Annotated in this window: 21 protein-coding genes; 14 read left to right on the top strand and 7 right to left on the bottom strand. The window is 32.7% G+C overall.

What is annotated here, in order from left to right; translation table 11 throughout:
• Positions 1-253: 253 nt before the first annotated feature.
• The 4 genes from HMPREF2864_RS06410 to HMPREF2864_RS06395 form a co-directional block, all read right to left on the bottom strand.
• On the bottom strand, positions 254-1,168 hold the full coding sequence (locus HMPREF2864_RS06410; RefSeq protein WP_070545050.1) for a diacylglycerol/lipid kinase family protein: 915 nt from the start codon (positions 1,166-1,168) through the stop codon (positions 254-256).
• Between the two features lie 327 nt (positions 1,169-1,495).
• Entirely contained in the window at positions 1,496-2,965 is a 1,470-nt protein-coding gene (locus tag HMPREF2864_RS06405; protein ID WP_256277701.1) for a peptide MFS transporter, read from the bottom strand.
• A 257-nt stretch (positions 2,966-3,222) separates the two neighbouring features.
• Positions 3,223-3,723: a preQ(1) synthase gene (gene queF / locus HMPREF2864_RS06400; protein ID WP_002459745.1), complete on the bottom strand. Its 501-nt coding sequence runs from the start codon at positions 3,721-3,723 to the stop codon at positions 3,223-3,225.
• Between the two features lie 12 nt (positions 3,724-3,735).
• Positions 3,736-4,605: a DMT family transporter gene (locus HMPREF2864_RS06395; RefSeq protein WP_002459744.1), complete on the bottom strand. Its 870-nt coding sequence runs from the start codon at positions 4,603-4,605 to the stop codon at positions 3,736-3,738.
• An 873-nt stretch (positions 4,606-5,478) separates the two neighbouring features.
• On the opposite strand from HMPREF2864_RS06395, the gene nrdI reads away from it, so the two are divergent.
• The 11 genes from nrdI (at position 5,479) to HMPREF2864_RS06340 (ending at position 17,778) form a co-directional block, all read left to right on the top strand.
• On the top strand, positions 5,479-5,877 hold the full coding sequence (gene nrdI, locus HMPREF2864_RS06390) for a class Ib ribonucleoside-diphosphate reductase assembly flavoprotein NrdI (protein WP_002459743.1): 399 nt from the start codon (positions 5,479-5,481) through the stop codon (positions 5,875-5,877).
• On the top strand, positions 5,840-7,945 hold the full coding sequence (nrdE, locus tag HMPREF2864_RS06385) for a class 1b ribonucleoside-diphosphate reductase subunit alpha (RefSeq protein ID WP_002459742.1): 2,106 nt from the start codon (positions 5,840-5,842) through the stop codon (positions 7,943-7,945). Before nrdI ends, nrdE begins: the two co-directional genes overlap by 38 nt.
• Before the next feature lie 239 nt (positions 7,946-8,184).
• Positions 8,185-9,153, top strand: coding sequence for a class 1b ribonucleoside-diphosphate reductase subunit beta (nrdF, locus tag HMPREF2864_RS06380; protein WP_002459741.1), 969 nt, complete (start codon positions 8,185-8,187; stop codon positions 9,151-9,153).
• 368 nt (positions 9,154-9,521) lie between these two features.
• Complete coding sequence (locus HMPREF2864_RS06375; protein ID WP_002459740.1) at positions 9,522-10,499, top strand: ABC transporter permease; 978 nt, start codon at positions 9,522-9,524, stop codon at positions 10,497-10,499.
• On the top strand, positions 10,480-11,439 hold the full coding sequence (locus tag HMPREF2864_RS06370; protein ID WP_002459739.1) for an iron chelate uptake ABC transporter family permease subunit: 960 nt from the start codon (positions 10,480-10,482) through the stop codon (positions 11,437-11,439). Before HMPREF2864_RS06375 ends, HMPREF2864_RS06370 begins: the two co-directional genes overlap by 20 nt.
• A complete protein-coding gene (locus HMPREF2864_RS06365; protein ID WP_002459738.1) occupies positions 11,436-12,218 on the top strand; it encodes an iron ABC transporter ATP-binding protein in 783 nt (260 codons plus the stop codon). The genes HMPREF2864_RS06370 and HMPREF2864_RS06365 overlap by 4 nt, the downstream gene beginning before the upstream one ends.
• 114 nt (positions 12,219-12,332) lie before the next feature.
• A complete protein-coding gene (locus tag HMPREF2864_RS06360; protein ID WP_002459737.1) occupies positions 12,333-13,367 on the top strand; it encodes a ferrated catecholamine ABC transporter substrate-binding lipoprotein SstD in 1,035 nt (344 codons plus the stop codon).
• A 560-nt stretch (positions 13,368-13,927) separates the two neighbouring features.
• Positions 13,928-14,905, top strand: a complete 978-nt coding sequence (locus tag HMPREF2864_RS06355; RefSeq protein ID WP_002492143.1) for an ABC transporter permease — start codon at positions 13,928-13,930, stop codon at positions 14,903-14,905.
• Positions 14,886-15,845: an iron chelate uptake ABC transporter family permease subunit gene (locus HMPREF2864_RS06350; protein ID WP_002459735.1), complete on the top strand. Its 960-nt coding sequence runs from the start codon at positions 14,886-14,888 to the stop codon at positions 15,843-15,845. Before HMPREF2864_RS06355 ends, HMPREF2864_RS06350 begins: the two co-directional genes overlap by 20 nt.
• Positions 15,842-16,624, top strand: a complete 783-nt coding sequence (locus HMPREF2864_RS06345; protein WP_002492142.1) for an iron ABC transporter ATP-binding protein — start codon at positions 15,842-15,844, stop codon at positions 16,622-16,624. Before HMPREF2864_RS06350 ends, HMPREF2864_RS06345 begins: the two co-directional genes overlap by 4 nt.
• Positions 16,625-16,737: 113 nt before the next feature.
• Positions 16,738-17,778, top strand: a complete 1,041-nt coding sequence (locus HMPREF2864_RS06340) for a ferrated catecholamine ABC transporter substrate-binding lipoprotein SstD (RefSeq protein ID WP_070545049.1) — start codon at positions 16,738-16,740, stop codon at positions 17,776-17,778.
• 493 nt (positions 17,779-18,271) lie between these two features.
• On the opposite strand, the gene HMPREF2864_RS06335 is transcribed toward HMPREF2864_RS06340, so the two are convergent.
• From HMPREF2864_RS06335 to HMPREF2864_RS06325, 3 genes are all read right to left on the bottom strand, one after another.
• Entirely contained in the window at positions 18,272-18,586 is a 315-nt protein-coding gene (locus HMPREF2864_RS06335; protein ID WP_002459732.1) for a CHY zinc finger protein, read from the bottom strand.
• 20 nt (positions 18,587-18,606) lie between these two features.
• Complete coding sequence (murB, locus tag HMPREF2864_RS06330; protein WP_037540664.1) at positions 18,607-19,533, bottom strand: UDP-N-acetylmuramate dehydrogenase; 927 nt, start codon at positions 19,531-19,533, stop codon at positions 18,607-18,609.
• A 115-nt stretch (positions 19,534-19,648) separates the two neighbouring features.
• Positions 19,649-20,179 (bottom strand): GrpB family protein, encoded by a 531-nt coding sequence (locus HMPREF2864_RS06325; protein ID WP_070545048.1) that lies wholly within the window; start codon positions 20,177-20,179, stop codon positions 19,649-19,651.
• Between the two features lie 105 nt (positions 20,180-20,284).
• Here HMPREF2864_RS06325 and HMPREF2864_RS06320 point away from each other — a divergent pair, with 105 nt between their 5' ends.
• From HMPREF2864_RS06320 to HMPREF2864_RS06310, 3 genes are all read left to right on the top strand, one after another.
• The gene (locus HMPREF2864_RS06320; RefSeq protein ID WP_037543067.1) at positions 20,285-21,157 is read left to right on the top strand and encodes an EMYY motif lipoprotein; all 873 of its coding nucleotides are present in this window, start codon (positions 20,285-20,287) and stop codon (positions 21,155-21,157) included.
• A 162-nt stretch (positions 21,158-21,319) separates the two neighbouring features.
• Positions 21,320-21,640, top strand: coding sequence for a bacillithiol system redox-active protein YtxJ (gene ytxJ / locus HMPREF2864_RS06315; protein ID WP_002459728.1), 321 nt, complete (start codon positions 21,320-21,322; stop codon positions 21,638-21,640).
• Between the two features lie 226 nt (positions 21,641-21,866).
• Positions 21,867-22,982, top strand: coding sequence for a glycerate kinase (locus HMPREF2864_RS06310; RefSeq protein ID WP_070572145.1), 1,116 nt, complete (start codon positions 21,867-21,869; stop codon positions 22,980-22,982).
• The last annotated feature ends 60 nt before the right edge of the window (positions 22,983-23,042 follow it).

The following is a 23,042-nucleotide window of genomic DNA, read 5'->3' as shown; positions in this document are numbered from 1 at the left end:
ATTATTTTCAATTAGAAAATATCTTGCTGCTGTTTTCTATTTTCACAATGTTTCGTATTGAATGGCTTCGCTTTCCTAGGGTGCCGTCTCAGCACTCCAACTTGTTTTGCTTGGCGAAATGCTTTTCGCATTTCTCTTTGTTGGGGCCCCTGTCTTCGACTGGCACTGCTTCCTCGGGAGTCTCGCCATAAATACTACGTAGTAACATGTAATTTTAATCCTTTATATTTATGTCCAAAATTGTTTATCAATTTTATGTAGGGATGGTTAATAATTTTAATGCTTTGGGCAACACTTTAATATCAAGCGGTGTTTCTAGTCGAATTTCACCATCTATATCTACTTTCATGATCGGTTTTGTATCAATTCGAATATCCTTACCTGAGATATGGTCAATACCTTGAGTGATTTCATTCCAGTTCATGCTATCTCTTTTTTTGAAAATATCATTTAATATGCTGAAACTTTGCTCGTCAAAAATAAATGTATTCAATTTACCATCTTGTGGTGATAAATCTGTGAGCGGAATACGACTACCTCCAATATTAGGACCATTCGCAATAAGCAGCATTGAAGTATTGCCAGTTGTTTTTTCACCATCAATTGTTAAAGTAAAATCAAAGTTACTCGGATCCATTAATGTTTTTACGGTTGAACCGATATAACTTAATTTACCAAATATATCTTTCGCACCGTTTTGCACATTTTCTGCATTTTGCACAATCAAACCTAGCCCAACGAAATTAAGGGCGAATTCTTTATTCACTTGAATGACATCATACTGACCAATTTGTGCATATTTAAGTTGTTCACTAGCTTGTTTAAAGTTAGGATGAATGTTAAGCGTTTTTGTAAAATCATTAAACGTACCACCTGGGATAATACCAATAGGCAAATCTAGCTGATGTTTCATCACGCCGTTAACCATTTCATTAACGGTGCCATCCCCACCTAAAATAAATAAAATATCAATTTTTTGACCATAATCACCTTGCTTAATCTTCTGACAATATTTAATAATGTCTCCTTCGTTTTCACTCAATTGAATGGATAGATGTTTACATATTGAACTTAATGCTTTTGTCACTTCACCTAAACCATTATATATATCCTTTAAACCACTGTGTTCATGATAAAATAATACGCCATGATTGTATTTGTCTGTCATAATTATGCCTTCTTTCTAAAAGGTATCACTTTACATACTTACCCTTAATTTTAAGATTTAGTGTATGGTAATACAAAAAATGTGAGAGCGGGACAGAATTCATTATAAATTCGTAGTCCCGCCCCGACAAGGTTGACTAAGATTGAAAAAAGCTTGGTATAAGCGTATTTTCAATCCAGTCAACTACTGTAAATATTTAATTCATAGTTTAAAACATAATTATATCCCAGGCTCTATAACTATAAAAAAATAGCTATGAAAAAATCTATCGTCATAGATTTCTTCATAGCTAATCTTAGTATGTTTTTACTTGTTATAAGAATGTGATTAATGAATACCTTTCATGGCTTTCTTAATGATTGGTGTGAAGGCAAGAACAATAAGCGTTACGACAACAGCAATACTACCGAGAAGGATAAAGTATGTAGTTTGACCTAAGTCATCAATATACTTCACGACTGTACCGTTAATTGCTTGCGCTGATGCATTAGTAAGCAACCACACGCTCATCATTTGTGCATTGAATGATTTTGGTGCGAGTTTAACAGCAGCACTGTTACCAGTAGGTGATAAACAAAGTTCCCCAACTACACAAATGACATAAGATAAAATAACCCAGTTGACACTAAATGTTGTTGATCCATAAGAAACGCCAATTAAGCCCATAATTAAATATGATAGTCCAGCTAAAAATGTACCAAGAGCGAATTTAACTGGCAATGAAGGTTGCTTTTTACCCATTTTCATCCACATTAATGAAATAAGTGGTGCAAATAATAGGATAAACAAAGGGTTAATAGATTGGAACCAAGCTTCTCCAAAACGAGTTGTCCAACCGAATATATTTAAATGCATATCTGATTTTTCTAGTCCGTAAATATTCAAGACATTAGAACCCTGTTCTTGAATAGACCAGAAAATCATACCTAGAATAAATAAAGGAATAAAGGCTTTCACACGTGAACGTTCAGTATCATCGACATCTTTACTGTATATCATAGTTGCAAAATAGATAATTGGTAAAACAATACCAAGTACGAGTACGGTATTACTTACTAAGTTAAATGACAATGTATTTGTCAAGTAAGTGACAATTAATACAGCTGTAATCACAGCAACTATAGCAACGATAATAAATGTGTATTTTTTCTTTTCTTCAGCAGTAAGCGGGTTAGTCGGTTGCATGCCGACTTGGCCTAATGTTTTACGGTTAAATAAAATATACCAAACTAATCCCAAAGCCATACCAATAGCTGCAATTAAGAAACCACCGTGGAAGTTATTCACATCTAAGAAATTTTGTAAAATAATAGGTGAGATGAGTGCGCCTAAGTTAACTGACATGTAGAAAATAACAAACCCAGCGTCAATTCGAACATCATTTTCTGGGTATAGACGACCAACAATATTTGAAATATTTGGTTTCATTAAGCCAGAACCAACAATAATAAAGAACATTGATGCAAATAATCCAAACATTTGGAAAGGTAAACTCAAACATACGTGACCTATAATAATTAAGACGGCGCCAATCAATGTCGCACCACGTGTTCCAGTGATACGGTCAGCAATCCAGGCACCTGGAATAGATGACATGTAAATTAATGCACCATATACGGACATAATAGACATGGCAGTTGCTTTATCAATACCTAATCCGCCTTGATTGATAGCATAGTACATATAAAAAATAAGCATTGCACGCATGCCGTAGTAACTAAAACGTTCCCAAAACTCTACGAAGAACAATACGCCCAAGCCTTTAGGGTGTCCAAAGAAACCTTTCTGTACTTTCAATTTGAAACTCAGTAAATAAATTTTACTATTCTGACAATTTATTAGCAATATTATTTTGAAATGATTAAATATTAAGAATATTCAGTAAAATAGAATTCAATCAACATACGCAATGCTTACTGAATTTCAATGATATTAATAAAATACGCTTTTATTAATAAATATGCAAGAACATTTTGTAAAATATTTTGTAAATAAAAAAAGATCACCACTAAGTTGTCACAATTAGTGGTGATGGATAACTTTAAATAATCAAACTAGCGGTTGTCAATTTTTTCTGGATACATATCATGATTCATCAGACGATGTTCGGCCATGCGTGCATATTTAGTATCTGGACGACCATAATTTGTATATGGATCTATAGATATACCACCTCGAGGCGTGAATTTACCCCATACTTCAATATAGTGAGGGTCCATTAACTCAATAAGATCGTTCATAATAATATTCATACAATCTTCATGAAAATCACCGTGATTTCTAAAGCTAAACAAATATAGTTTTAGTGACTTTGACTCAACCATTTTAACATTCGGGATATATGAGATATAGATTGTAGCAAAGTCGGGTTGACCTGTGATAGGGCAGAGTGACGTAAATTCTGGACAGTTAAATTTAACGAAATAGTCTCTTCCTTGATGTTTGTTAACAAATGTTTCTAATACATCTGGACGGTAATCAAATTGATAATGGTTATTTTGGTTACCTAATAATGTAATGTCTTTCATTTCCTCTTCTTGACGTCCTTGAGTCATATTACCGCTCCTTTAATGTGATTGTTGTGCATTTGATTCACGTCGTGCTTGGTCAAACATATAGTAACTTGCACTAATGATAATAATATAGCCGACTATAGCATACATATCTGGTGTTTCGCCAAATAAAATAAAACCAAATAGTGCAGTAAAAATGATAGAAGCATACGTGAATATTGAAATATCTTTCGCCGCAGCAAAACTATAAGCTAATGTGATACCTATTTGACCTACAGCTGCTGCAAGCCCTGCACCTAAAAGATATAGTATTTGGGTTGTTGTCATTGGCTCAAATGTTGCGATGGAAAACGGGATCAACACAATCACGGAAAATAATGAGAAGTAAAAAACAATCGTGTAAGGTTGTTCACGTCTGCTCAGTGCGCGCACACATGTATAAGCTGATGCAGCAAATATTCCTGAAAATAATCCTGCTAATGATGGAAGCATTGCAGAAGAAAATTCGGGCTTAACTATAAGCAACATACCCATAATGGCAATAATCATCGCAGATATTTGATATTTTCGCACTTTTTCATGTAAGAATAGTAAACTTAATAGGATAGTCCAAAATGGATTAAGTTTCATTAGTGTATCGGCATCACTTAACACCATATGATCTATGGCAAAGATGTTGAGTAATACGCCAATCAACCCAAGGGTAGACCGTCCAATCAATAATGGTTGATTACGAAGTTTACCGAACATTGGCTGTTTATATTTATAAATAAAAAATAAGGGTATAAACATAGCAACAAAATTTCGTGCTAACGACTTTTGAAAGACAGGTAAATCACCGGCAAGTCTAAAAAAAACTGACATAAAACTAAAGCCAATAGCAGAAATGAGGATAGCAATAATACCTTTCACTTTTGGATTCACTGTTAATCGCCCCAATAATAAATTTTAACTTATATATGATAGCATAAAAAAGCAATCTATGCATTGGAACTTGAAATATATAATGCAATCGTTTATAATTAAAAAACGAACATATGTTCTATTTGGAAACAAATTAAATATCCGGAATATTTGTATAGAATTTTAAATTAAGATTGTATGCCATATTTTTATGTTTGAATTAATAGCTTCAAAAATGACGTCAACCCGGACGATAAAGCTATTTGAGAAAAATTTTATAAATGCAAGCATTAATGCTCACAAAAATGTAAAATATTTTTTTGAGCTATTTTAAACTTACAGTGACGCACGTTTATTCGAAATTCCGAACGTTAAGTAGCAATCTCAAACTTTTAATAATTAAGGATATTATGTATAATGAAACACAGAATGTTGTGTTGGATTTTGAAAACCAACACAATATATAGTGTTTACTTCTAAAATAGAATGCAATAAAAAAGTCAATATTTAAGCAAAATAACACTAAATAAGGCTAATTTCTCACCATATTCGTTATGCATTAGAGAAATTTTACTATTATACATATAGTTCGTTTTTGCTTTATACACAAGATGTAGTGTTTATATGAGGCATTGAACAACTATAAAATGGATGACTGACATAAATGATAGTCTAATGATGTTTCATCAGCACAGAAAAAATGAGCGATAGCGTTTAATTTGTTATGACGTATTTTAGAACATAACATGAATTTATACTAAACAACATAGTACGCAGTAACAAATGAACATGTTATAAACAACACGACACATATCCATGCAATACTAGTGCAATTCGGTTTCTAGCAAGAAATCTTTATTTTTTAATACAAGATTGATGAAAGAAGGCGATTAAATGAAAGTTATTTATTTTTCATTTTCAGGAAATGTTCAACGATTTATTAAAAGAACCGAATTATCAGATGTTATGGAAATAACAGAAGATAATTGTCAAGAAGAAGTAAATGAGCCTTATATTTTAGTAACAGGGACAATTGGCTTTGGTGAAGTGCCACAAGAAGTACAGCAATTTCTACAAGTCAATCATCAGCACTTGCAAGCAGTTGCTGCAAGCGGCAATCGCAACTGGGGACAAAACTTTGCGAAGGCTGGACAGACGATTTCTGAACAATATAACGTGCCATTACTAATGAAATTTGAGGTTCAAGGATCAAACAGTGACGTGAAAGAATTTAAGGACAAGGTGGGTCAATTTAATGAAAATTATGAACGAGAAAAAATACAATCATATTGAACTAAATAATGAAGTAACCAAACGTAAAGAGAGTGGTTTCTTTAATTTAGAGAAAGATCAAGAAGCATTAAAGGTTTATCTTGAAGAGATTCACGATAAAACAATTTACTTTGATGACGAAATTGAGCGCTTACATTATTTAGTAGACCATGATTTTTATTTTAATGTGTTCGATAAATATAGTGAGATAGACTTACGTGAGATAACTGATTTTGCCAAGTCAATTGAATTTAACTTTGCAAGTTATATGTCAGCAAGTAAGTTTTATAAAGATTACGCGTTAAAAACGAATGATAAATCACAATATTTGGAAGATTATAATCAGCACGTGACAATCGTAGCACTGTATTTAGCTAATGGTAATAAAGCACAAGCAAAACAATTTATCTCAGCCATGGTAGAACAACGTTATCAACCAGCGACGCCGACATTTTTAAACGCAGGTCGCGCTCGACGTGGTGAATTAGTCTCATGCTTTTTATTAGAAGTAGATGATAGTTTAAATTCTATTAACTTTATTGATTCAACAGCAAAACAATTAAGTAAAATCGGTGGCGGTGTAGCCATTAATTTATCTAAATTACGTGCTCGTGGTGAAGCAATTAAAGGAATTAAAGGTGTGGCTAAAGGGGTATTACCAGTCGCAAAATCACTAGAAGGTGGATTTAGTTATGCAGACCAACTAGGACAACGTCCAGGTGCAGGTGCTGTATATTTAAATATATTCCACTATGATGTTGAAGAATTTTTAGATACTAAAAAGGTTAATGCTGACGAGGATTTACGTCTATCAACGATTTCAACAGGCTTAATTGTGCCATCAAAATTCTTTGATTTAGCTAAAGAAGGAAAAGATTTTTATATGTTTGCGCCACACACAGTTAAACAAGAGTATGGTGTAACACTTGATGATATCGATTTAGAGCAGTATTACGATGATATGGTTGCCAATCCTAATATAATCAAGAAGAAAAAAGATGCACGTGAAATGTTGAATACAATTGCACAAACACAATTACAATCAGGTTATCCATATTTAATGTTTAAAGATAATGCGAACAAAGTACACGCTAATTCTAATATTGGTCAAATTAAAATGAGCAATCTGTGTACAGAAATTTTCCAATTACAAGAGACATCAATTATTAACGACTATGGTATTGATGATGAAATTAAACGTGATATCTCATGTAATTTAGGCTCTTTAAATATTGTTAATGTGATGGAGACAGGTAAGTTTAGAGATTCTGTATTTACAGGTATGGATGCGTTAACTGTTGTAAGTGATGAAGCGAATATTCAAAATGCACCAGGTGTGCGCAAAGCTAATAGTGAGTTACATTCAGTAGGTCTCGGTGTAATGAACCTACACGGTTATTTTGCAAAAAATAAAATTGGTTATGAGTCTGAAGAGGCAAAAGATTTTGCGAATGTCTTCTTTATGATGATGAACTATTATTCACTTGAGCGCTCAATGCAAATTGCTAAGGAACGTGGCCAAGTATATCAAGATTTTGAACAATCAGATTATGCAAATGGAAAATACTTTAGTTTTTACACGGCACAAGATATCACACCACGTTTCGCTAAAGTTCAACAGTTATTCGAAGGAATAGAAATTCCTACTGCTGAAGATTGGAAAGCTTTACAGCAACAAGTTGAAGCACATGGTTTATATCATGCTTATCGCTTAGCTATCGCACCGACACAAAGTATTTCATATGTACAGAATGCAACAAGCTCTGTTATGCCTATCGTTGATCAAATAGAACGCCGTACATATGGAAATGCTGAAACATTTTATCCTATGCCTTTCTTATCACCTGAAACAATGTGGTACTATAAATCAGCATTTAATACTGATCAAATGAAGTTAATCGATTTAATTGCAACAATTCAAACGCATATTGACCAAGGAATCTCAACAATTTTATATGTAAATTCAGAGATTTCTACACGTGAATTATCACGTCTATATGTGTATGCCCATTATAAAGGACTTAAATCGTTATATTACACACGTAACAAACTATTAAGTGTAGAAGAATGTACAAGCTGTGCAATTTAAACAATACACGTGACTCTGTTTAAAGAGAAAACCGGGGTCTTAGCAATGAGAAATGCAATCTGCATTTTAACGAGTAAAGCAAGCTGGACCCCATATAAAGTAATACAGTAAACAAGATAGGTTAGGTATGTCATCAATTCGCAAACGCTTTGCAGAAATGCTTTTGCTTTTTGTGCACATATACGCCAATTGTTAATATGAATGACTTATAAACAAACGATAGGAGGAATTATCATTATATGAAGGCAGTCAATTGGAATACACAAGAAGATATGACAAATATGTTTTGGCGTCAAAACATCTCACAAATGTGGGTGGAAACAGAGTTTAAAGTGTCAAAAGATATCGCAAGTTGGAAGACGTTAACGGATGATGAGAGAAATACATTTAAGAGAGCACTAGCTGGATTGACTGGACTAGACACACATCAAGCAGATGATGGTATGCCATTGATTATGCTACATACAACTGATTTACGTAAAAAAGCAGTTTATTCATTTATGGCCATGATGGAACAAATTCATGCTAAAAGCTACTCTCATATTTTTACGACGCTTTTGCCATCTAGTGAAACAAACTATTTATTAGATACATGGGTAATTGAAGAACCACACCTAAAATATAAAGCAGATAAAATTATCGAAAACTATCATAAGCTTTGGGGTAAAGAAGCTTCAATTTATGATCAATATATTGCTCGGGTATCAAGCGTATTTTTAGAGACATTCTTATTTTATTCTGGTTTTTACTACCCACTTTATCTTGCTGGACAAGGTAAAATGACAACGTCGGGCGAAATTATCCGTAAAATTCTTCTAGATGAATCAATTCATGGTGTCTTTACTGGTATTGATGCACAAAGTTTACGCAATGAATTATCTGAAAATGAAAAACAACAAGCGGATAAAGAAATGTATGTACTGTTAGAAGATTTATATAGTAATGAAGTCTCTTATACACATATGCTTTACGATGACATTGGTTTAACTGAAGATGTATTGAACTACGTGAAATACAATGGTAATAAAGCATTATCAAACTTGGGATTTGATCCTTACTTTGAGGAAAAAGATTTTAATCCAATTATTGAAAATGCCTTAGACACAACGACTAAAAATCATGACTTCTTCTCAGTTAAAGGTGATGGCTACACATTAGCATTAAATGTTGAAGCATTACGTGACGAAGATTTCATTTTTGAAAATTAAAAGATAATAGCAAATAAGATATGCTAATGAACAAACCTGACTAATCGTTGGGTTTGTTTTTTTATGTGAAGCTTCAATACCATGACAATTTGTCAGTTGCATATTAACGTCTAATCAAAACAATCCGCTAATATGGCTGCCAATCATTAATCATAATTTACTCAGCTATTTAAATATCATAATTGTTATAACAAAATAACTAATAGATTTAACCAATTTATCTGTAGTTTTGATTAATATCAAAAATAAAAAAACATATTGAAAAACATATTTATAAACGATAAGATAGTAATAAATGATAATGATTATCATTGTCGAAGGATTTATCTTCGCGAGCATTTGTAGATTATTGAAGGAGCATGTAGGAAATGAAATTGCTATTAAAAGGCTATACACTGCTTATTTGTTTAGTGATAATGTCAATCATTTCATTGTTTGTTGGCGTTAGCCAATTATCAATTACTGATATCTTTCATTTAACAAAAGAACAGTTAAACATACTGCTTTCGAGCCGTATACCTCGGACAGTAAGTATACTGATTTCTGGTAGTACATTAGCATTAGCTGGCTTAATTATGCAGCAAATGATGCAAAATAAATTTGTTAGTCCCACAACTGCAGGTACGATGGAGTGGGCAAAGCTAGGTATACTTATCTCTCTCGTTTGCTTTCCTCAAGGACATATCTTACTGAAACTTGCTTTTGCCGTTTTATGTAGCCTTTTTGGAACTTTTTTATTTGTAAAATTAATCGAGATGATAAGAGTGAAGGAAGTTATATTTGTACCTTTACTTGGTATTATGTTGGGTGGCATAGTGTCTAGTTTTACGACATTTATTGCTTTAAGAACAAACGCAGTACAGAGCATTGGTAACTGGCTTAATGGGAATTTTGCCATTATCACGAGTGGGCGCTATGAAATTTTATATTTAAGCATTCCACTATTAATCATTACATATATCTTTGCCAATCATTTTACCATTGCTGGTATGGGTAAGGACTTTAGCCACAATTTAGGTGTGAATTATGAACAGATTGTTCGAATTGCATTATTTATTACGGCTAGTATTACAGCACTTGTAGTTGTTACAGTGGGAACACTACCTTTTCTTGGACTTATTGTTCCCAATATCATTTCAATATATCGCGGGGATCATTTGAAAAACGCGCTCCCACATACAATGATGTTAGGCGCATGTTTTGTGTTGTTTTCAGATATCATAGGACGACTGATTGTTTATCCATTTGAAATAAATATTGGCTTAACGATTGGCGTCTTTGGCACAGTGATTTTCCTTGTCTTATTAATGAAAGGTAGGAAAAATTATGCAAATGACTTTGAATAAAAAGCTGTGCGCACTTATTGGTGTCACAGTAATTGCGGCTTTATTCTATTTATTTGTTGGTCTAGATTATGAGATTTTTGACTATCAGTTTCAAAGTCGTTTTCGTAAATTTATTTTAATTATTTTGGTAGGTGGTGCGATTGGTACGTCAGTAGTTGTCTTTCAAGCAATTACGAGAAATCGCTTGTTGACACCTTCAATTATGGGACTGGATAGTGTCTACTTATTTGCCAAAGTTATACCAATCTTTTTATTAGGTGCACAATCACAATTTGTGACGAATATTTATTTAAACTTTGCACTCACTCTCGTGGGAATGGTGTTATTTGCCTTAATCTTGTTTCAGTTTATGTTTAAAGTGGGCAATTTCTCAGTTTATTTTATTCTGCTAGTTGGCGTTATTTTAGGGACATTTTTTAGAAGTATTACAAGCTTTATTCAGTTAATTATGGATCCTGATTCATTTTTAGCAGTACAAAGTGCGATGTTTGCAAATTTTGATGCATCTAATTCTAATTTAGTCATTGGCTCAGCTATTTTATTGTGCACGCTTGTCATTGTTATCATTGTTATTTTACCTTATTTAGATGTCTTACTGCTTGGCAGGGCACAAGCAATGAACTTAGGTGTAAATTATTCAAGGGTAACACGATTGTTGCTTATTCTAGTGGCTTTATTAGTTTCTATATCTACGGCTCTTGTTGGTCCTATTACTTTTCTAGGATTACTAACGGTAAATTTGGCACATGAATTTATGAAAACTTTTCAACATAAATATATTTTACCAGCTACCATATTGATGGGGTGGATAAGCTTGTTTGTTGCACAATGGATAGTTGAAAACTTATTTGAAGCGACTACTGAAGTCAGTCTTATCATCGATCTCATTGGAGGTAGTTATTTTATCTACTTATTAATAAAAAGGAGAAATACAAATTGATCCGGATAAAAAATATGACGCAATCGATTCAAGGTAAAGCAATATTAAAAGATATATCAGTTGATATTCAAAAGGGCCGTCTAACATCACTTATCGGACCTAATGGTGCTGGAAAAAGCACCTTGTTATCAGCGATTAGTCGAATTATCGAACACGATAGCGGTGCAATAGAATTAGAGGATATTGATATTGCTGCATATAGAAAAAATCTTTTAGCACAGAAATTAAGTATATTAAAGCAAACAAACCATACTGACATGAACATCACTGTAGAACAACTTGTCAATTTTGGACGATTTCCATATTCAAAAGGTCGAATGAAAGAAGCTGACTATGAACAAGTCGATTATGCAATAAATTTATTACATTTAGAAGATATACGTCAGCGAGATTTAAAAACATTATCTGGTGGACAACGACAACGTGCATATATTGCAATGACCATTGCTCAAAATACTGACTACATATTATTAGATGAACCTTTAAATAATTTGGATATGAAACACTCAGTACAAATAATGCAAACACTGCGACGGTTATGTCGTGAATTGAATAAGACGATTGTTATTGTCCTACATGATATTAACTTTGCCTCTTGCTATTCTGATGACATTATTGCCTTAAAAGATGGTGAATTAGTTAAAGCTGATGAAAAGGATGCCGTAATTCAAAAAGAGGTATTACAAGAACTTTATGATATGAATGTTGCGATTGAAAGTATTAAAGGACAACGAATTTGTCTTTATTTTGATGAACAATTAGTAGAAGATGTCACTTAATTATCAATACTAGAGCAAAATAAGGAGGGGATACCATTGAAGTATTAAGCTTTAATCATTAAAAATAGCTTTATAATTCAACAATAAATATTAAAACGTTAGGAGTTATATATAATGAAAAAAACAGTTTTATTTTTAATCTTAAGTTTAGTCTTAGTGCTAGCTGCATGTGGTAATCAATCTAAAGATTCAGAAACAAAGAGTGGCGAATCAAAAGGCACAGTGAAAATTAATAATAATTTTGAAGCACAAGGCGATAAAAGAGATGGTAGTGACGCTAAAAAAGTAAAAAACACAGTAAAAGTTCCTAAAAATCCTAAAAAAGCTATTGTTTTAGATTACGGTGCGCTCGATACATTAAAAGAATTTGGTGTAGAAGATCAAATTAAAGGTTTGCCGAAAGGTGAAAATAATGCTTCATTACCAAAATTTTTAGATGAATTTAAATCAGATAAATACGAGAATACAGGTAACTTAAAAGAAGTTAATTTTGATAAAATTGCTGCGGCTAAACCAGATGTCATTTATATTTCAGGAAGAACAGCAAGCCAAAAGAATTTAGATGAATTTAAAAAGGCAGCACCAAAAGCAAAAGTTGTTTATGTTGGTGCTAGTGAGAAAAATTATGTGAATGACATGAAAAAAGTAACAACAAATTTAGGTAAAATCTACAATAAAGAAGACAAAGCAAAAGATTTAAACAAGAAATTAGACGATAAGATTGCTGACGTCAAAACTAAAGCAAAAAAAGTAAATAAATCAACAATGTATTTATTAGTAAATGAGGGAGAGTTATCAACATTCGGTCCTGGTGGACGTTTTGGTGGCTTAGTCTTTGACACATTAGGATTTAAACCAGCAGATAAAGATGTTAAACCAAGCCCACATGGTCAAAATGTAAATAATGAATATATAACTAAGAAAGATCCTGAAATTATTTTAGCGATGGATAGAGGTTCTGTTGTTGGTGGTAAATCAACTGCTAAACAAGTGTTAGGTAATGATGTCATTAAAGATGTTAAAGCAGTCAAAGAAGACAATGTCTTTGAATTAGATCCAAAATTATGGTACTTCAGTTCTGGTTCAACTTCTACAACAATTAAACAAATTGATGAGCTAAATAAAGTATTAGATAAAGCACAAAAATAATTATCCATAATGGTTGAAGCGGGGATATCAATCTTAGAAAAATTAGCCAGTAAATGAGTTTTCTTATAAATTCATTTACTGGCTGTTCTATTTACAATAATTTGTAATATTGGTTTGCTTTCTTACGAGTCTATACCTTCAGCTAATCTTGAATATCATGTGCTTTGTCACATGAGTCGTAACAATTTGTCCAGACGTTGTATCATAGCGTCCTAAAATGCTTATATATCTACATTCATTCTGAATTTACTCAATCTGAGTTGATGAGTGATATTTTGACTTTTGCTCGAGTGTCAGTTTGATGAATAAACAAGGGGCAGGAGGACTTGACTTAGTCATAATAGGTCTTAATTTAAGAAAAATAATGAAGTGGCAGACAATTGGTTGAAGGCATTTACGTCCACTGTTTTTAATTAAATACAACAGATTTTCTATAAATATAAGTATAAATTTCAGAATATTCTAAAATAAGTATTGCCAAATAAGGTGGTGGGCGATAATATAATAAATGATAATGATTATCATTATCGCATTCAATATATACGTTGGGGTTAATGAAAATGAAATTTTTATTGAAAAGCTATGTGTTAGTGACCCTTGTCATCATCTTAACTATCGTGTCATTATTTGTCGGTGTGAGTAAACTTGCTTTAACGGATATTTTTCATCTGTCTTCAGAACAGATAAATATTTTGATTTCAAGTCGTATACCACGAACCGTGAGTATTTTAATCTCTGGTAGTTCTATAGCACTAGCAGGTTTAATGATGCAACATATGATGCAAAATAAATTTGTGAGTCCAACGACGGCCGGAACTATGGAATGGGCAAAATTAGGTATTTTAATCTCACTTACTGTCTTTCCTGAAAGTCCAATTATGTTAAAACTATTGTTTGCAGTAGGTTGCAGCTTAATTGGTACTGCTTTGTTTGTAAAATTAGTATCCCTTATACAGGTGAAAGAAGTTATTTTTATACCGTTGCTTGGCATTATGTTAGGTGGTATTGTGTCTAGTTTTACAACGTTTATTGCGTTAAGGACCAATGCGGTACAAAGTATAGGTAATTGGCTAAATGGTAATTTTGCCATTATTACAAGTGGACGTTATGAAGTGTTATATTTAAGTATTCCACTTTTAATAGTGACTTATGCGTTTGCACAGTATTTTACAATTGTCGGTATGGGTAAAGAATTTAGTCATAATTTGGGAGTGAATTATGAATTAATGGTTAATATCGCGCTTTTTATTACTGCAACGATGACTGCCTTAGTTGTTGTAACTGTCGGTACGTTACCATTTTTAGGCTTAATCGTTCCTAATATTATCTCTATTTATAGAGGAGATCATTTAAAGAATACTTTGCCACATACGATGTTATTAGGCGCTTGTTTTGTGCTTATTTCTGATATTATTGGTCGTTTAATCGTTTTTCCATATGAAATCAATATTGGGTTAACAATAGGTGTCTTTGGAACCATTATCTTTTTAATCCTATTAATGAAAGGTAGGAAAAATTATGCTAATGAGCTTGAATAAAAAATTAATCCTACTGATTGGAATTACGATAATTGCTGCAATATTTTATTTGTTTGTTGGTTTAGACCCTGATATTTTTGATTATCAACTTCAAAGTCGTTTACGTAAAGCGCTTTTAATTTTATTGGTTGGTGGTTCAATTGGTACAGCAGTGGTATTATTTCAAGCAATTACGCGAAATCGTTTATTAACACCTTCTATCATGGGTTTAGATTCTGTATATCTATTTGTCAAAGTTTTACCAGTATTTTTATTTGGTATACAATCTGAGATTCAAACAAACATCTATATTAACTTTGCGATCACACTCATGACAATGGTTGTGTTTTCATTAATATTATTTGAAGGTATTTTCAAGTTAGGTCACTTTTCAGTTTATTTCATTCTGTTGGTTGGCTTTGTTTTAGGAACCTTTTTCCGTAGTATTACGAATTTTATTCAACTAATCATGGATCCTGATGCATTTTTAGCTGTTCAAAGTGCGATGTTCGCTAATTTTAATGGTTCTAATACGACATTAGTTTGGCTATCAGGCGTCTTTCTTATTGTGCTTGTAGTAGTTGCGTATAGAAGTGCAGCATACTTAGATGTACTACTTCTAGGTAGAGCACAAGCAATTAACCTAGGTATTAATTATGAACGTGTGATCCGTGGTGTACTCATTTTGGTATGTATGTTGGTATCTATTTCAACTGCATTAGTTGGACCAATCACTTTTTTAGGTCTATTAACAGTAAACCTTGCACATGAATATATGCGTACTTACAAACATAAAATATTGATTCCAGTAACAATATGTTTAAGTTGGATTGGCTTATTCGTTGCAGAATGGATCGTTGAAAACTTATTTGATGCTACGTCAGAAGTCAGCATTATTATTGATTTAGTTGGTGGTAGTTACTTTATTTATCTTTTAATGAAAAGGAGACAGTCGTCATGATTGAAGTGAGAAACGTAACGCAATCTATACAAGGGAAAGAGATTTTACATGATATTACAGTGACAATTCAACGTGGAAAATTAACTTCATTAATCGGTCCCAATGGCGCTGGGAAAAGTACATTATTATCAGCGATAAGTCGAATTGTTAAGCATGATCAAGGTGAAATTGTCATAGAAGGTCATGCAATTAAAGACTTTAATCATAACGACTTAGCAAAAAAGTTAAGCATATTAAAGCAATCAAACCATACGGATATGAATATTACAGTTGAGCAGTTAGTTCAGTTTGGACGTTTTCCGTATTGTAAAGGGCGCTTAAATAAAGACGATATGGAGCATGTGGAATCAGCCATTAAATTATTAAATTTACAACACATTCGAGACCGTAATATAAAAGCATTGTCAGGTGGGCAACGACAACGTGCCTATATCGCAATGACAATTGCTCAAGACACGGATTATATTTTATTAGATGAACCACTTAATAACTTAGATATGAAACATTCAGTACAAATTATGCAAACGTTAAAGCGCCTATGCCGTGATTTTAATAAAACAATCGTCATCGTCTTACATGACATTAATTTTGCATCATGTTATTCAGATTATATTATTGCATTGAAAGATGGTTATGTAATAAAAGAGGGCGTTAAAGATCAAGTTATCGACAGCCATATATTGAATCGATTATATGATATGTCAGTTGCGATTGAAGAAATTAGAGGACAAAAAATTTGTCTTTATTTTAATAATGATGACTTACTTTCTAAAATATAGTAATCATAAAATTTATAGTGGGAGGGGTACCTATGACTTAATCTAATAGAACTAACGACGACAGAAAGCAAACAAGACGTGAAATTTATTGTATTAAAAGGAGAAATACAGCTATGAGAAAAAGCATCTTATTTTTAATTTTGAGTATTGTCTTAATATTAGCGGCATGTGGTAAAGATAGTGGAAATAAAAGCTCAGATGCTAAGTCATCAAATACAAAAGACACTGTTAAAATAGTTAACAATTATAAAGCACGCGGAGAGAAACAAGATGGTAGTGATGCTAAAACAATTAAAGACACAGTAGAAGTGCCTAAAAATCCAAAACGTGCAGTTGTATTTGATTATGCTGCAGTGGATTTGATGAAAGCATTTGGTGTGCAAGATACGATTAAAGCGTTACCTAAAGGTGAAGGTGTGTCATCAGTACCACAATTTTTATCAGAATTTAAAGATGATAAATACATCAACACTGGTAAAATGAAAGAAGTTAATTTTGATAGAGTCGCACAAGCAAAACCAGATGTCATTTATATTTCTGGACGTACGGCAAGTCAAAAAAACTTAGATGAATTTAAAAAAGCAGCGCCGAATGCCAAAATTGTTTATGTAGGTTCTAGTGAAAAAAATTATTTACAAGATATGAAAAAAGTAACTACAGATTTAGGTAAAATTTACGGTAAAGAAGATAAAGCCAAAGCATTAAATGACGAATTAGATAAAAAAATTGCAGATACGAAAAAACGTACAGCAAAAACAGATAAATCATTGATGTATCTATTAGTAAATGAAGGTGAATTATCAACATTTGGTCCAGGTGGACGCTTTGGTGATTTACTATTTAACACATTAGGATTTAAACCGGCAGATCAACATGTTAAAGCAAGTCCACATGGTCAAAATATTAATAATGAATATATAACTTCAAAAGATCCTGATATTATTTTAGCTATGGATAGAGGTTCAGTTGTTAGCGGTAAATCATCAGCCAAACAGGTACTAAAAAATGATGTTATCAAACATGTTAAAGCTATCAAATCAGGTCATGTATATGAAGTTGATCCTAAATTATGGTACTTTAGTGCTGGTGGTACAACAACAACAATTAAACAAATCGAGGCCTTAAACCATATATTAGATCAAGTAGAAAAATAAAAATGACTATAAAGGTATCCTAAATTTCAAGACATCTTGTTTAGCTAATGTATAACCAATAATATCTGGAATTTAAATCAATTCCAATTTAAACAAAAACGACAATTTCTATTGAAATAAAATAGAGATTGCCGTTTTTTGTTATTGATGCCATCATTTTTTGTAAAATTAAGATTGTCTTGTTATGTGATTTTAAATTTTCATTCTCGCTTACATTGAGTATTTATAAAATGATGCGATTGATTTGTATGAAAGTACTTTGTTAATTTGATTAAGTGATAAATGGGGAGCAGGACAACATTTATAATGAATTCATAGTCCCGCCCCGCAAGGTTGACTAGGATTGAAATATACTTGGTATCAGCGTATTTTCAATCCAGTCAACTATGGCAAATATTTAGTTCATAGCTTAAAACTTAATGATGTCCCAGATTCTTATCTGAGTGATACATTTTAATATTCAATTTGTTAAGCAACAGAGGGATATAAAGCCTTATATTACGAAATACAAATGATAATGAAATTTACAACGATTATTAAAGTGGGCGCTACATTGTGGACAGTTTTCAATCAACATATATTTATTAATTGTCATTTCATGTCGACACACGCCACACATTACTGCCTTAATATCAAATTCGTGTTCAGGCCAGCGTTCAATTTCATGAAGCTCATGCTCATTGTGGCATTGATAGCACGGGTAATATTTTTGGCAGCATTTGAATTTAATTGCAATAATGTCTAATTGTGTATGATAGTGAATGCATCTTGTTTCATGATCTACAATTGAACCGTATACAATTGGCATAATAAGGTCACCTCGACATTTTAATGTTTGTCAGGAGGATCACCAATAATACGTACTTCACGGTGCAACTCTACATCAAATTTTTCTTTGACCACTTGTTGAACATGATGAATTAAATTTTCATAATCTGTGGCAGTGCCATTATCTACGTTAACCATAAAGCCAGCGTGTTTTTTAGACACTTCAACACCACCAATTCTATGACCTTGAAGATTAGAATCTTGGATCAACTTACCAGCAAAATGTCCAGGTGGACGTTGGAAAACACTGCCGCAAGAAGGATATTCTAATGGCTGTTTACTTTCACGACGTTCAGTTAAATCGTCCATTTTAGCTTGTATATCATCTAATTGTCCTGGCGCTAAAGTAAAAGCAGCTTCTAGTACAACTAAATGTTGTTGTTGCACAATACTGTTTCGATAATCAAGTTCTAATTCTTGGTTGGTAAATTTAAGTAAATCACCCTGCTCATTTACACATAGAGCGTAATCGATGCAATCTTTAACTTCCCCACCATAAGCACCAGCGTTCATATAGACAGCGCCGCCAATGGAACCAGGAATACCGCAAGCAAATTCTAGACCAGTTAGAGCATGATCTCTTGCAGCTTTAGATACATCAATAATCGCTGCACCACTACCAGCAATAATGGCATCATCAGAAACAGCAATATGGTTTAATGACAACAAACTAATGACAATGCCACGAATACCTCCTTCACGAATGATAATGTTTGAACCATTACCTAAATATGTAACTGGAATATCATGCTGTCTTGCATAGCGGACTATGGCTTGAACTTCTTCGTTCTTAGTTGGAGATAAATAAAAATCAGCATTACCGCCCGTTTTAGTATAAGTGTAATGCTTAAGTGGCTCGTTTATTTTGATAATGTCACGTGGTACGAGCTTCTGTAAATCCGTTAAGATGTCTTCCTGACTCAAAATAAGTGCATCCTTTCCTTACTTCTATAATCTAATGTTTATTATAGCAACTTTATAATTGAATTGCTTGAAAAATAGACGCTACTTTTAGCATATAATTACAGAAATCTACCTACACTTATAACTTGTAATTTCTATGTTGAGTTATATGTATAAAAAATGCCTCTTTTTGCGCTTCATAACTTCTAATGCTTGTTTGTTGTGAGATAATCTGTTCTTTATAGCTAGCAAATTGTGTTGCAAATGAAATATCTGTCTCTAATAAATGGTCAATTGTTTGATATTGCTTAAAAATAGGGTGAGACATCTGAATAATATGTAGACGACTGATTTGTTTTAATTCAGTCAAATTATTAAATTGAGCCATCATCACTTTTTTATGATAAGCATGATGCAAACGATAGAATCCAACATAGTTTAATCTTTTTTCATCTAAAGCAGTAATTTGATGTAAATTTTCAACGCCTACTAAAATATCTAAAATAGGTTCAGTAGGGTACTTCATATGGCGTGTGCCACCAATATGCTGTGTGAATTGAACGGGTGAATCAAGTAATTGAAATAATATTTCTTTCGTTTGTTTGTACCGATGAGCAAAATCGTTTAACATTTGAGTATCTTGTATGAATGGTTGGACTTGTGCGTACATGGCGAGCTCCCCTGGCTTGTAAAGTCAAATTCTGCCATAATATAACATAATTTATTTTCTTTATAAATAGCTTTCTGTATAATGTTTGTTGATAGGAGTGCAAATATGAGAAAATTTACCGTTATTTCTATTATCTTATGCTGTTTATTGCTCGTTTCATGTAGCAACGATAAACAATCTGCAGCCAAGCAATTTGAAAAAGACTTAGCACCTGCAGAAGCTAAACAAGAAGATGTTGAAAAAGTGATGGATAGCATCCAATTAAAACAAATCGAACAATTAAGTAATACTGATACAACCGATAAAAATAAAAAGGATTTTGAAATATTACAAAAAGATATGCATCGACATCTTTTGCCTACATTTGAAAAATATGAAAAATTAGCGAAATCCACCCCAGCAAAGACGAAAGAAGCCAAAGCATTAAAGAAAGATTACTTAGCGACAGTTAAACAGAAGCGCGCTAAAATAAATGAATTAATGGATTTCATAGAATTGTGTAATAAATCTATAAAAGCCAATGAAGAGATTTTAGACTATACAAAAGTATTTGAGAAGAAACGTTCTAAAGTTGAAGAAGATATAAAAAATGCTCAAAATCAAGAAGATGCCAAGCAATTAACGCTAAAACTAGAAAATAACAACGAGGACTTAAAGAATGCTGCCAAAAAATATTTGAATAATAGTCAAAAAGCACACCCAGAAGACGAGGTAGATCGTCATATTATTCCATTAATTAAAAAGCAAATTCTAGATATTAATCAAACGAATATTACTGACAAAAATGTCAATAGTGCACGTAAAAATGCCATTGAAATGTATTATAGTTTACAAAATTACTACGAAACGCGTGTAACTACAATTAAGTTAAGTAATCAAATTAAAAAAATTAATGTTGAGCAACTGCCGAAAGAGGGTAAAGACCTAAGTAAACTTGATGACGACTTTTATCAAAGATTAAAGCAGAAACAGCATTAAGTTGTTATATTACATTATTAATATATGCAAATTAATAAATATTGGTTAACAACATCTTATATAATGTGTATAATTGAACCCACTGAGTAGTTTAATCGAGTAATTAATGAAAATGAAATCAATGAACTTACACAAAATGATAAAATTTTAGAGGTGAATAGAATGGCTATAAAGCTGAGTTCGATTGACCAGTTTGAGCAGGTACTAGAAGACAATAAATACGTATTTGTATTGAAACACAGTAACACATGTCCAATATCTGCAAATGCTTATGATCAGTTCAATAAGTTTTTATATGAAAGAGATATGGACGGTTATTATTTAATTGTGCAAGAAGAAAGAAAATTATCTGATTATATTGCTGACAAAACACAAGTGAAACACGAATCACCACAAGCGTTTTATTTTGTTGATGGCAAAGCGGTGTGGAATGCGAGTCATCGAGATATTAACGTGTCCTCTTTAGCTCAAGCAGAAGAATAATAAATTTGAAGTTATAGCAATCTAAAATGTAGTTAAACGATAAAAATGATACTTCGGGGCGGGAAGATAAAGTCATAACCGACTTTTACCCGCTCTTTTTCTTATAATATGAAAAAAGATGGTATGCTATGTATAATGGACGTTGATAATAAATATTAATCATGTTAGATGAGAAACGAAAGTGATTGACATACAGATTTTGAAAGAATTAATGAGGTGATTGTTGATGAGAGTATTAGTAGCTATGGATGAATTTAAAGATATCATTTCAAGTTATCAGGCAAACCGTTATGTAGAAGAAGCGGTTGCCAGTGAAATTAGTGATGCAGATATTGTACAAGTCCCATTATTTAATGGACGTCATGAACTTATGGACTCGGTTTTTTTATGGCAATCAGGCACTAAATATCGACTTAATGTACACGATGCGGATATGAATGTGGTTGAAAGTGTATATGGGCAAACAGAGCAAGGAACGACAGTTATAGAAGGTAGCTTATTTGTAAAAGGGAAAAAGCCAATTACTGCACGAACAAGTTATGGGCTCGGTGAAATGATAAATACTGCGCTAGATAATGGATCAAAACATCTTGTTATCTCACTAGGAGGACTCGATTGCTTTGATGGTGGCATCGGCATGCTTCAAGCGTTAGGGGCAACGTTTTATGATGATGAGGCACAGCCGCTTGATGCAACAAAAGTTGCACAAATAATTAAATATATTAGACGTATGGATTTGACAGCTGTTAATGATAAACTTGCAGAAGTGAACATTCAAGTTATGTCTGATTTTTCAAGCAGACTATACGGTAAGAATAGTGAAATAATGCAATCATATCAAACACTAGGAATCTCTAGAGAAACAGCAGTTGAAGTGGATAATTTGATTTGGTACTTAGGGGAACTTATTAAAAATGAATTAAAAATAGCAATTGGCCCAATAGAACGTGGTGGTGCCGGTGGAGGGATAGCTGGTATCTTGAAAGGTTTATATGATGCCGAAATTGTAACGAGTCACGAACTTGTTGATCAAATTACACATTTAGATCAGTTAATTGAGCAAGCAGACTTAATTATTTTTGGAGAAGGCTTGAAAGAAGAAGATCGTCTAATGGAAACTACAACGATTCGTATTGCAGAACTTGCAGAAAAGCATCAAAAACCAGCGATAGCTATTTGTGCAACAAGCGATAAATTTGATTTATTTGCGAACTATCATGTGACAGCCATGTTTAACACATTTATAGATATGCCCGAAACGGTTACAGATTTTAAAATGGGTGTTCAGCTACGTCACTACGTCGTACAGGCATTAAAATTGTTAAAAGTTCAGTTAAATTAAACATAATAGATAAAAATTGAGAGAGGCTGGGACATAAATCTCAGAAAAACAGCAGTAAGA

The sequence above is a fragment of the Staphylococcus sp. HMSC059F04 genome (assembly GCF_001812565.1).
GTDB classification, from domain to species: Bacteria; Bacillota; Bacilli; order Staphylococcales; family Staphylococcaceae; genus Staphylococcus; species Staphylococcus lugdunensis.
The sequence above is the reverse complement of the archived record's forward strand: the minus strand, read 5'-3'. Positions and strand labels throughout refer to the sequence as shown.